The following is an 11085-nucleotide window of genomic DNA, read 5'->3' on the forward strand; positions in this document are numbered from 1 at the left end:
AAAATAAAATGGCACAGAGGCTCACAATCAACCTTTGTGCATATCCCGAACGATGCTCCGTTTATATTATCAGGCGACCATTTTTTCCAATGCCAGCACCAGCTTTCCTGTTCTGTTTTCATACTCTGTCAGGATGGAGAAGTGATTATGGACAAGGGGTTTTAGGGTAGGGGCTGCCCCCACCCCTCGCAATCGCGACGAGTAATCGACTGATTGTCTACGCAGCTCGGGGAGTTCCTCGCTTCCATACGCTATCGTCATTGGGCAGATGGAGGAAACAACATGATTGATTGGGCTAAAGCGATGCACATCAGTGGCCGTCAGTTGTAGCGCTGAGTTCAAATAATTCAGTCTGCAAGGGGTAAGGTCATAGATGCCGCTGATAAGTAAAGCGCCATCAAACTGGACCCGGCTCATGATTGTTGCAGCAAGATGAGCCCCCGCTGACCACCCAGACACCAGAATATGGCTTATACCAATGCCCATTTGAGCCGCGTTCAATCGTAACCAAACTATAGACATTTCAATTTCGTCGACCAAATCCGACATCGCGATATCGGGACACAATGTATAGCCGATCATCGCAACATCGAATCCTGCGCTCAATGGACCAGCGGCGAGACATGCGAACATTTCTTTATTGTTTCTCTGCCAATACCCCCCGTGAATGAAAACCAACAGAGGTGCATCGGTCCTGCCGCAGCGAAACAAATCAATACGGTTTCTTTCCCGCTCTCCGTATCGAAGATCGAGCCAATTGCAGTGCTGTGCCCTAAACTGGCGACTGCGCTCTGTCATGGCAGTCAGCCGTGCCGCACTATCCGCCACAGCTTCGGAATTGTTGTAAGCGCGATCCAACTCAGCCCGGTTCATCGCTCGCCATAGGCGGGCGTCCTCACGCAGCACGGCGGCCATGGTGGCTATGCAGTTTACTGGACAAGAGACGACGCCATTCGTTGAACTCCGGCGCGGAGGTGTCACGTGGCCTTTGCAGATCGATGCTGTATTCGCTGTCGATCCGGCCAGGACCTGGGGACATGACGACAACGCGATCGGCGAGAAAGATCGCCTCTTCAATAGCGTGAGTGACGAAAAGCACAGTTAACTTCGTCCTTTCCCAGAGTTCTACCAGCTCATCCTGCAGCCTTTCACGGGTCATCGCATCCAAAGCACCAAAGGGTTCATCCATCAATACAACTTCCGCATCGTTTGCCAGAACGCGCGCGATCGCTACGCGCTGTTTCATGCCGCCCGAGAGTTGGTGCGGATATGCGTTGGCAAACTTCTGGAGGCCGACGAGTTCGATGAATTTGTCGGAGGTCTCGCAAACTTCCCTTTTTGCGCGGCCCCGCGATTTCGGGCCGAAACCGATATTGTCACGTACCGTAAGCCAGGGAAACAGACCGTAATCCTGAAAGACCATCCCACGCGAGGGATCGGGACCTCCTACGGGCTTATCCCACATCAGCACGTCGCCACTCGTTGGCGTTTCAAAACCTGCAACCATGCGCAACAAGGTGGATTTACCGCAGCCTGACGCTCCGATCAGGCAAATGAATTCGCCTTTTCTTACGGTGAGACTTGCATTGCGCAATGCCTCGATTGACTGACCGTTCAGTTTGAATGTCTTCGAGACGTTCCTGATTTCGAGAATAGGGGAGGCACTGTTAGACATGAGAAGGGCTCCAGGCTAGAAGACGTCTGCCAATCGACATTACGATTTGGTCGGATATGAAACCAAGAATGCCTATTACGAGCATGACCGCGATGATGATCTCTGTTCGCGAGAGCTGGCGCGCTTCCATGATGATGGCGCCAAGGCCTGTTTGAACGCCGGTCATCTCGCCCACAACGATCACCATCCAGGCAACCCCGAGACCAAGCCGCAACCCGGTAAAGATCGACGGCAAGCTGGCAGGAAGGACAACGTTGAAAAACTGGGCACTGCCCTGACAGCCGAGCATACTGGCGGCTTCGAAAAGGCGATTATCGACAGAACGCACTCCGAAGATTGTATTGATCAGGACGGGATAAAACGCACCCAGGAAGACCAGGAATACTGCAGAGCTGGGGCCGAGACCAAAGATTATCATTGCCAACGGCAGCCAAGCGGTGACTGGTATAGGCCGGAGCACTTGAAATGTCGGTTCAAGAAGCTGTTCAAATAGAGGAGTTCGCCCTATCAGCAATCCCAGCGGAAGTGCGAATATACATCCAAGTCCAAAGCCCCCGAAGACACGCCCGAGGGACGCCAAAACATGCGTCAGCAAAGTGTTGCTGTAAGCGTCGTCATAGATGCCACCGAAGGCCAGGTCATAAAGGGCGACCGCAACGTCGCTGGGCGGAGGGATCAGGCTGTAAGCACCGTATGTTGAAAAGTGCCAGATAGCGATGAAAGCCAGCGGCAATAAAACCGCGAGGATAGGCTTTTTCAGCTTGCCGACAAATGTCGATATCGTGTCTATGGCTGTGGGACTGGATCGCATCGGTTCGCTCGGAGAGTTGTCAACCATGATTGTCATAGTGAGCTCTCCATTTCCTGAATTCTCGATGTCTGAAAAAACGCATCGAAATCGGGTAGTCGGCGAATCTGCTTCAATTCCAACATGTGTTGGGCATATGTCTTGGTTTGCTCGATCTGTGTTGGGCCAAATTTCCACGTCAGCTCGACATTTGGAACCGACAGTTCAATCGCATCGGGCTTCTGCCCTAAGCGCGTTACTGCCATCGCTGCGAGCTCTTTAGGGTTTGCTGTCACATAGTCGACCGCCTTACGGTGAATATCCAACATGATTTTTGTAAGCTCCGGGTTGCTGGCAGGGGTGTCGTGATGAGCACCGAAGACCATATTGAGTCCTCCCATTGATGTGCTGTAGGGATACTCAACCAGCTTTCCGACACCCGTCGAAAGACTAACTCCGGGACCAGGTTCCGCGCCTGAATATGCATCGATATCACCTCGAGCCAGCGCGAGGTGCATTTCACTAAAGGACACGCGAACAGGTGTGATATCCTTGATAGAGAGTCCCTCCATCCGGAGTCTTTCGAGAAGAAACACCTCTTGTGTGGAGCCGGGCCAAATCGCGACCTTTTTTCCTTTCAGGTCTTTTATCGAGGAGATCGGTGTATCCTTTCCCGCAATGATGGCCATTCCCTTGTTGCAGGCCCCGGCTATGACGGAGATCGGCTCACCAGCTGCTGCGCCCAGCAATGCGGCTGCGACACCAAACATGCCAAAATCGACGGACTTGGTAACCACCGCATTCTTACCTTCGGTGGGAGATTCGAACGGATAGACCTCCACCTTGTATCCGGCGGGCGTGAACTGTTCATAGAAATAGGGACCGATGGAGTGGATCAACTTCAAGGCACCGACGCGAATAATTTGCGTGTCTTGAGCTCTTAAGACTGTTGGAGCGGAAAGTGCGGAAAGGGCAGCGCCAACCAGGACCTGTCTGCGGTTGAGAAAGCTTGTCATTTTACGCTCCTGTTATCAGTAAGAGGGGAGAGATTGCTGGAGGCTTTCCTGATAGAACCGCCATCCACCGAAATGGGTTATGTCCTTGGCATCGCGAAGCGCAAAGGGTTCGCACAAGAACCCCTTCACCTCGCTGCCATCTTCGAGCTTTATGGTGCCAATCCCGAGCGGCGCTGGAATTGCATTGACGAACGTGCCGAAACCAGACGCAGGAAGATCCCACAACTCAAGTTCGATGCCTCCAGCAGCGGCCTCGTCACGGATGAGTCCCGGCTTAGCGGGCACCGTCCCTTCTAACGCGTAGAATGCGTATCCACTCGCCGTACGAGACGTTTGGCGAAGGATACCACCACGATCAGTTAGTTGATAGTTCAGGGGCTGTCCGGAAAGGTGGGCGCCGACCACAGCGATTGAAATCGTTTCCAGATCGCAAGTGGCTGATGCGGCGTTCCTGGAGATAAATGCCTTTCCAAGTCGGGCAATTGCTTTGTCTTCAAAAGCGGGGCCGATCAGGCTTACTCCAAAGGGAAGCCCAGAATTTCCAAATCCCGCAGGGACGGCAATGGCCGATAAATCCATCAGATTTACAAAGTTCGTATAGAGGCCAAGATTGCTGTTCAGTTTTACGGGTTCGGCAATCATTTCCTCGATAGTGTATGTCGTGGGCGCAGTGGGTAAGACCATGACATCGATATCAGTCCAGACTGCCTCCGTTTGCCTGATCAAATCGGCGAGACGGTACGCGCCTTCAAATGCATCAGCTGCGCTCATTGTACTGGCAGAGAGAATGATCTCACGAACGACAGGATGAATGGAGTTCGGCCTGTTCAGGGCGAAGTCTTTTATTGACGCAAAACGTTCTGCAACCCAGGGGCCGGCGTAAAGCATTTCTGCCGCAAGTTTAAATGGCGTGTAATCGAAGCGTACCGCCGTGCCGCCGAGTTCCTCAAGGGTGCGGATAGCTTTTCGAAACAGCCTTTGCGCGTCGGCGTCTCCGAAGAATTCCAGTTGGTCTTCGTCCGGTAGTCCAAAGGTGAATTCGGCTGGCCATCGATTGCGCTGACCTGATTGAGACGGCGCCACGCGCGAGAATGCGTCGGAGGGGTCAAAGTGCGACGCGACATCAAGCACGAGCAGGGCGTCGTCGACCGAGTGGGCAAAGATGCTTATACAATCAAGGCTGCGCGCGGCGCGCACCAGACCACTGTTTGAGAGCAAGCCACGTGTGGGTTTAATGCCGACCAGATTGTTCAGTGCAGCCGGAACCCGTCCTGAACCAGCCGTGTCTGTTCCGAGCGAGAAAGCTACGAGCTTCTCAGCAACCGCGACGGCTGACCCACTGCTTGAGCCGCCGGATATGTAGCGTTTGTCAAATACGCATGATGGTATCCCATAGGGAGATCGCGTTCCGTTCAGTCCAGTAGCGAATTGATCGAGATTGGTCTTTCCAAGCGGTATGGCACCGGCGGAGATCAGTTTTTCAACGACGAATGCGTGTTGGCTCGGCAAATACTCGAAATCGGGACAGCCTGCGGTTGTTGGAACACCGAGAACGTCAATGTTGTCTTTAACCGCAAAGGGGATACCAAAAAGCGGGAGGTCACATCCGTCGAGTTTTCGTTGCAGCAGGTTTGCTGCAAGCGAGAGGACATTCTCGCGCGGCACAAGATTTATCCAGATTGGTTGTAACTCGCTGGAGGCAATGCGGTCATACACCGTCAGAATGACTTCAATCGGATCAACGCCGGAGGCGTAGAGGCTTCGGTACGAAGCGATATCTCCCAGTTCATCAATCGCGATCGTGAAATCCGTGGAATGTTTGGCTGCGGTCATTTCTCTTATGCACCTTGTGTCGGTCTCGACCCGACTATTCAAGGAAGGGCTGTTTCAATCCAGTGCTTGATTTTGATCAATGCGTTGCATAATTTGCAACGCAACAACGAGGACCTCATGAAACACCTAAGAACGCTTCAACTAATCGCGGATGTGGCACGACGTGGGTCGATCCGGGGGACTGCAGAAAACCTGAACATCACTGCTTCGGCGCTTACCCGGAAAATTCAGGACTTCGAAGAAGAGCTGGGAACGCTCATCTTTGAACGGCTGCCGCAAGGTATGCGCCTCAATGCCGCCGGTGAATTGCTGGTCAGACACATCCGAGATCAAACGGCCGATTTTGAGCGACTCAAATCTCAAATAGCAGATCTTTCGGGCGTCAGGAGAGGTCACGTGGCAATTGTCAGCAGCCAAGCTTTCGTTGACAAGGTATTGCCTATGCAGATTGCAGACTATCGAGAGCGCTACCCGCAGGTTTCGTTTTCTGTTCAGGTGAGGGATCATAGCCTTGGTATTGCTGCGTTAACCAACTTTGAGGCCGACCTCGCTCTGCTGGTAAATCCACCACCGACGACAGATATGCAAATTCTGTTTGCGTCTGATCAGCCTTTTTTTGCGCTCATGCGCGCTGATCATCCACTGGCCGGGACGAGTCCAATCAGGCTCCGGGACTGTTCAGCTTATCCTATTGCGATGCCCGATAAAGGCTTGGCTATCCGCCACATGCTCGATGTCGCTCATGCACGAATTAGAGTTGAGCATAATATTTCTATCGAATCCGGATCGCTCGAATTTCTACGGAACTACATTCTTCGTGAACGTGCAATAACGTTTCAAACCCTGCGCGGAGATCCCGATGATCGGACTTGCGCGCGCCCTATTGATCCGCGTGACATCCCTTCTATCCAGATTGTTCTTGGTCAGCTCAGAAGCCGCACGCTCTCCGTTGCAGCAGCCAAATTCGCTGATCAGCTCATCAACAATCTCTCAAACGCCTGAGTTGTGTTGCGATTTTCTGAACAAGATGATCAAAATACAGCACTGGATCGCAACACATTTCCCTCTTAACGCTGCTGCCGGCTCCGTCACAAAGCGAGCAAAATCAATTAGCCTATTGCTCAAGAGAAGAGGGTCCCATGCAAAATACATTTGCAATGCTTGCCGAGTACAATGATTGGGCGGACAGGATGTTGTTCGATGCAATTCGAAAATTGCCCGAACGTGCGCCTTCTAAACCTCTGAAAACTCTATTTGGATCGATTATAGGCACGCTGAACCATAACTACCAGGTGGACATGATCTGGCGAGCACACCTCCTTGGAGAGAAACACGGGTTCACAACACGACGGGACATCCTGTATCCGGACTTCGATGCGATTGTCGAAAAGCAGTTCGAGATCAATGAATGGTATGTAATGTGGGCAAAGAGCCAGTCCGCAGAAAGCCTGAGCGAGGTACTAAACTTCAAGTTCGTATCCGGTGTTACAGGCCGTATGACTCGTGAAGGCATGTTCCTGCACATCATCAACCACAAGACATATCATCGCGGATGGATCGCGCAAATGTTCTTTGATTTTGACGTGAACCCGCCTGAAACAGATCTGTGTGTTTATCTGTGCGAAAATTGATTTAGATTTTAGAGACTAATATCTGTGAGGCCATGCTGAAGCGCGACTTTTGCAGGTTGAGTTTACGCATAATGATGTCTGTTAGCGAAGTGCTTTTGTCGAAAGACCTCTGCAGATGTTTTTAACCGTTCCTTTTTGCCAGAGTGATTGCGGGGCATAGAACCATGTTTGCGATCCAAGGCCAAACGGCGCCCATAGCGACGTCTGGATCAACATGCGCGTATGTGCGTTCCATAACGGGTTCCTTGCATTGGATAACTCATTGTTATCATTTGCAAGTCGCACTTCAAACTAGAACCCACCGCTATTGCAGTTAAAATCACATAATCTATCTTATGGAACTGAGTTATATAAAAATTAACGGCAGAGTATCTATCTGCCGCTTATAAATGTTTAGTCTCTGAAACTGGTTTTCATCTAACTGATGAACACAGTGTCACATTCACAAATTACCAGTGGCTTTGCCTATTCGCCAATAAATGCCGCCGCCGGTCATACCACCGTCAACGGGTAGATCAGCGCCGGTGATGAAAGACGCATCAGGCCCTAGCAAAAAGACAACTGCTGCCGCGACTTCATCCGGATTGGCACCACGGGACAATAATATTGCATCCCGGTTGCCTTCAAAAAATATTTGCTTTTGCAGCATCATGCTCGGCATTCGGTATTAATGCCATTGGTGTTTCGGCCAGACCCGGACAAACCGAATTCGCACGGATTGTCTGACTTGCAAGTTCCTGCGCTGCTGCGCGGATCAGTCCCAGTAATCCCCATTTGCTAGCGCAATAAGCTGCGCTGAAAGGTGCACGTACGCTTCTCCTCCACTAAGGTCAAAGGCGAGTGGCTGTATCTGTACCTATCTGTTGACTGCAACGGCTAAACCTTTGATTTGCTGTTGTCTGAGTGCTGGGACTCGGCTGCCGCGCGATGTTTTTCAAGAAAGCCATTGCAACTAATGGCGTTCTAGAGAAGGTGGTCATTGATTAGAGCTGCGCCAATCTGGCTGACATGCAGGCTGTTTGCAGGATTCTGAAACTCACCGGAACAGGCAATATTATTGAAATCCGACAGATCAAATTTCTCAACAATATCCTTGAGTAAGACCACAGGCTTATCAAACGGATCACCAAATCAATGATGGGCTTCAAAACATTCCATTCCCTTGCAGATACCATCGCAGGGATAGAAGTCGCTCACATGATCAGCAAGAACCAATTCACCAACGACAACCGCTCGCCATTTCAGGTCTTTGCTGAACTCGCAGCTGAACTGCCTCCAGAGATAAGGACAATTCTACTCCGCTCAAACTTTGCGACACGGCTACATCAGAGGCCCGAGACATGGCTGCCCACGTGCCGCTTCGTAAAAATATCGAAGAATAGGTGCTTGCTAAACGAGTGCCATCCAGACGTGACAGGGCTCCATCCAGATATTTCTGTAACGTTACGGTGCCCCGATTTCAATAATACTCATTGTCGTTATTGCTGACTGACCATTAATTGTATATATATTATTTTCGTAACTGGAGGCGACGGGGGCTGCATACAAACATTGTGTTGCCTCCGTGTTGTTATCTTTCTCTGTAGTATACTGCCCAGCACACAAACCTGGAATACGTTGATTTATTTCAGTAGCAAGCCCCTTCGGCCAACGGTATGCAGGTAACATGTAATCACTCGGTGTATATACCACCTCGTTTTCCGTACCATCCTCAAATCGGACGTTGAATTTAACTGCTTGCCCAGCACTAAGTGCAGACGGAGCGTAAATGGCGTTTATTTTTTTGTATTTATCTAGAACATTTATCGTATACTTCACAGATTCGCCTTCTGTGGCATAGAGGAAATTTTGGTAACTAGAGCCTGTCGTTTTCAGAAATTTACAGCGATTATTTGTTGTAACTTTATCGGTCAGTACTCCTGCGCATACACCGTGAATAGTGGAGTTGAGGTTTTGAGCTAATCCAGGCGCCCATCGGTAAGCCGGATAATAATAATCGCTCGGAGGAACGTACACCACAAATTGTTTAGAGTATCCTTCAATATGAATATCCATCCTAACCAGTTGGTTGTCAGTCAAATTGGGCCCTGTAATTTGTCCCGCTTGTTTCCACAGGGGGGCGGGTTTTAAGGTAAGTAATGCCTTTTTTTCTTTTGGTAGACGGGATTTTGCTGTACTGATATTAACATGTTCAAAATCTCGGGTTGTAACAGGAACAAAGTCAGTATATTGATTTTGAGATTCAAGAAACTCCCCGAACTTGTTTCGTGGAGTGGAGGATATTCTAACTTTATTTTTATCTTTACTTTTAAAAAAATTATTAAAAACAATAAAATTTTTAACGCTAATAAAGATATTTTCTGTGTCGGTGAAATTTTGCCAGTAACTAATTGACGTTTCCTCAATGATATTATTGAAAATAAATGTATCACTCATTTCTAATATATGAGAATTGTCGTATGCTCTGGCATCAAACGCAACTTGGTTTAAATAGTTTCCTGCAAAATAAAGATTTTTCGCATTCCGAAATTTCACCGAACCTGTCGCATCTTGCGGCCATCCGCTAAAGTAATTACTTGTTACATCAACATTGTTATATTGTTTAATGTACACCGCATGATCTCTACCCATTTGACAGTTTTCTGTTTTAGGCATTTTCTTTAGGCAACTTCTGGTGTTTCCGTTGATAATATTGCTATTAAATACTGAATCTGTAAGGCCATCGGTGGCATACCACGCAGACTTATAATAATCCTACTCTACGTCCAGCTTGATATCATTAGATGCCCCCGCCAGTCTCAGTTTTGTGACAACATTATAAGTTTCCGTATCATAGTAATTTAATGTAGCAATAATTTTATCATTTGATATATTCCCCACGATATTGTTTTGAATAAGCGTCTTTTTGTTTCTATACGTACTTATTCCTAGACCTGGGTGTGCTTCGTCACGAAGAAATACATTGCCTTGGATAAAGAATTGATTATGTGAAACCGACAGCTGAGGATATTCAGCATTGGTATTGATGAATGCATTATTTTCAATGATAATTCCATCTTTGTTTCCATAGAAATCAACACCGATATTATCCAGAATAAGGTTTTTTACTGTCAAATTTTTCACCATAGAGCTGTAATCGGTGTTGCCAATACTCGAGCTTTTAGTGAGGTTTGGATCATGAAAAATTGTTATGCCATCTACTGAACCCACCAGGCTATTTCCATCACCCAATATGATATTGTTGCTAATAATATACTTACCTGCTGGAAAAAAAATCCCGGCCTTTGGAGGCATGTACTGATTGATAAGTGTTGAAACATCAACGGCAGTATTTGCCTGAATGCCTAAGTTAACAGCACAGATGAGGCGTCTGTTTGCTAACGAAGGCATCGGTTCATTACTGCATAGCGCGTCGGCAGCCAGTATTTTCTGCGGTGAAAATATATATGTATAAATACTTAAAAATAGAATGTATAATAATATCTTCATAGTTAACTCACATGAAAATTTCAATGTTAGAAAGTTATTCTGATTTAAAATGTATAAATATTTATATATTCAGTAATTAATTATTTATCCTTGAATAAAAGTTTTCTTAAACGGTATTATTATATTTGGAGAATAATTTCTTAAACTTGTATCAGTTTCAGTTAGAATTATGCTCTCATTTTAAGTGTTAGAGCGACTTTTGTGCACCCAATGGGACGCCTGGCGCTCTAATCTCAATTATGGTTGGGTTCGTAGTTAGGCCGTTGTTGACTGAATGAGTGCAATCTCACGCAATGAAACCGACTGCCCGTGATCCAATTTACCGCCACCATGGTGTCCTGCCGATGTGATATTTCAAGATATTATGCTTGGTTCTGATACAAAATTTTGATCTTGGTAGAAACAACCTTATTTCTGGATGTGTTCATGCTGCGAGTTCCGCAAAGACCTGAAATGGTGAGCGATACTCGTTGATGAAATTGGTTCTTGCGGGTCATCCGCACTAGTTCGATGTGCGCGATGGCGACAGAGGTAGAATAGAATGTTTTGAAGCCTGTTATTGGTTCGATGATCTGTTTTATAAAACGGTGGTCTTGCTCAAGGACATTATTGAGATATTTGACCTGCCGCATTGCAATGTACATCATTTATCTG

At 48.0% G+C, this 11085-nt stretch carries 10 protein-coding genes and 3 pseudogenes; 3 read left to right on the top strand and 10 right to left on the bottom strand.

Annotated elements, in window-relative coordinates; all coding sequences use genetic code 11:
* Positions 1 to 69: 69 nt before the first annotated feature.
* From CEV33_RS01195 to atzF, 5 genes are read right to left on the bottom strand one after another with little or no spacing between them, the layout of a single operon-like run.
* Positions 70 to 915, bottom strand: a complete 846-nt coding sequence (locus tag CEV33_RS01195) for an alpha/beta hydrolase (RefSeq protein ID WP_208620129.1) — start codon at positions 913 to 915, stop codon at positions 70 to 72.
* The gene (locus CEV33_RS01200; protein ID WP_094538705.1) at positions 896 to 1675 is read right to left on the bottom strand and encodes an ABC transporter ATP-binding protein; all 780 of its coding nucleotides are present in this window, start codon (positions 1673 to 1675) and stop codon (positions 896 to 898) included. Before CEV33_RS01200 ends, CEV33_RS01195 begins: the two co-directional genes overlap by 20 nt.
* Complete coding sequence (locus CEV33_RS01205; protein WP_235818331.1) at positions 1668 to 2486, bottom strand: ABC transporter permease; 819 nt, start codon at positions 2484 to 2486, stop codon at positions 1668 to 1670. The genes CEV33_RS01200 and CEV33_RS01205 overlap by 8 nt, the downstream gene beginning before the upstream one ends.
* A 32-nt stretch (positions 2487 to 2518) precedes the next feature.
* Entirely contained in the window at positions 2519 to 3478 is a 960-nt protein-coding gene (locus tag CEV33_RS01210; RefSeq protein ID WP_094538707.1) for an ABC transporter substrate-binding protein, read from the bottom strand.
* A 15-nt stretch (positions 3479 to 3493) separates the two neighbouring features.
* Positions 3494 to 5311: an allophanate hydrolase gene (gene atzF, locus CEV33_RS01215; protein WP_094538708.1), complete on the bottom strand. Its 1818-nt coding sequence runs from the start codon at positions 5309 to 5311 to the stop codon at positions 3494 to 3496.
* 117 nt (positions 5312 to 5428) lie between these two features.
* On the opposite strand from atzF, the gene CEV33_RS01220 reads away from it, so the two are divergent.
* Entirely contained in the window at positions 5429 to 6313 is an 885-nt protein-coding gene (locus tag CEV33_RS01220) for a LysR family transcriptional regulator (RefSeq protein ID WP_094538715.1), read from the top strand.
* Between the two features lie 137 nt (positions 6314 to 6450).
* Complete coding sequence (locus CEV33_RS01225; protein WP_094538709.1) at positions 6451 to 6942, top strand: DinB family protein; 492 nt, start codon at positions 6451 to 6453, stop codon at positions 6940 to 6942.
* 442 nt (positions 6943 to 7384) lie between these two features.
* On the opposite strand, the gene CEV33_RS24180 is transcribed toward CEV33_RS01225, so the two are convergent.
* Both CEV33_RS24180 and CEV33_RS24755 read right to left on the bottom strand, forming a co-directional pair.
* Positions 7385 to 7594 carry an SDR family oxidoreductase gene (locus CEV33_RS24180; protein ID WP_268875785.1) on the bottom strand — a complete coding sequence of 70 codons (210 nt, stop codon included), beginning with the start codon at positions 7592 to 7594 and terminating at the stop codon, positions 7385 to 7387.
* Positions 7566 to 7739: pseudogene (locus tag CEV33_RS24755) on the bottom strand (SDR family oxidoreductase); the annotation flags it as partial. The gene CEV33_RS24180 and the pseudogene CEV33_RS24755, both read right to left, overlap by 29 nt.
* 29 nt (positions 7740 to 7768) lie before the next feature.
* On the opposite strand from CEV33_RS24755, the pseudogene CEV33_RS24340 reads away from it, so the two are divergent.
* A pseudogene (locus CEV33_RS24340) lies at positions 7769 to 8208 on the top strand (DDE-type integrase/transposase/recombinase); the annotation flags it as partial.
* A gap of 177 nt (positions 8209 to 8385) precedes the next feature.
* On the opposite strand, the gene CEV33_RS01235 reads toward CEV33_RS24340, so the two are convergent.
* The 3 genes and pseudogenes from CEV33_RS01235 to CEV33_RS01245 form a co-directional block, all read right to left on the bottom strand.
* Complete coding sequence (locus tag CEV33_RS01235; RefSeq protein WP_094538710.1) at positions 8386 to 9597, bottom strand: hypothetical protein; 1212 nt, start codon at positions 9595 to 9597, stop codon at positions 8386 to 8388.
* Between the two features lie 99 nt (positions 9598 to 9696).
* Positions 9697 to 10431: a hypothetical protein gene (locus CEV33_RS01240; RefSeq protein WP_094538711.1), complete on the bottom strand. Its 735-nt coding sequence runs from the start codon at positions 10429 to 10431 to the stop codon at positions 9697 to 9699.
* A gap of 424 nt (positions 10432 to 10855) precedes the next feature.
* Positions 10856 to 11069: pseudogene (locus CEV33_RS01245) on the bottom strand (DDE-type integrase/transposase/recombinase); the annotation flags it as partial.
* Between the last annotated feature and the right edge of the window lie 16 nt (positions 11070 to 11085).

This window comes from Brucella grignonensis (assembly GCF_002252505.1).
Lineage (GTDB): Bacteria > Pseudomonadota > Alphaproteobacteria > Rhizobiales > Rhizobiaceae > Brucella > Brucella grignonensis.

Bases quoted from the DNA above. Each gene is read 5' to 3' on its own strand.
- CEV33_RS01195 (WP_208620129.1), bottom strand. From the start codon at position 915: ATGGCCGCCGTGCTGCGTGAGGACGCCCGCCTATGGCGAGCGATGAAC.
- CEV33_RS01200 (WP_094538705.1), bottom strand. From the start codon at position 1,675: ATGTCTAACAGTGCCTCCCCTATTCTCGAAATCAGGAACGTCTCGAAG.
- CEV33_RS01205 (WP_235818331.1), bottom strand. From the start codon at position 2,486: ATGCGATCCAGTCCCACAGCCATAGACACGATATCGACATTTGTCGGC.
- CEV33_RS01210 (WP_094538707.1), bottom strand. From the start codon at position 3,478: ATGACAAGCTTTCTCAACCGCAGACAGGTCCTGGTTGGCGCTGCCCTT.
- atzF (WP_094538708.1), bottom strand. From the start codon at position 5,311: ATGACCGCAGCCAAACATTCCACGGATTTCACGATCGCGATTGATGAA.
- CEV33_RS01220 (WP_094538715.1), top strand. From the start codon at position 5,429: ATGAAACACCTAAGAACGCTTCAACTAATCGCGGATGTGGCACGACGT.
- CEV33_RS01225 (WP_094538709.1), top strand. From the start codon at position 6,451: ATGCAAAATACATTTGCAATGCTTGCCGAGTACAATGATTGGGCGGAC.
- CEV33_RS24180 (WP_268875785.1), bottom strand. From the start codon at position 7,594: ATGATGCTGCAAAAGCAAATATTTTTTGAAGGCAACCGGGATGCAATA.
- CEV33_RS01235 (WP_094538710.1), bottom strand. From the start codon at position 9,597: ATGCCTAAAACAGAAAACTGTCAAATGGGTAGAGATCATGCGGTGTAC.
- CEV33_RS01240 (WP_094538711.1), bottom strand. From the start codon at position 10,431: ATGAAGATATTATTATACATTCTATTTTTAAGTATTTATACATATATA.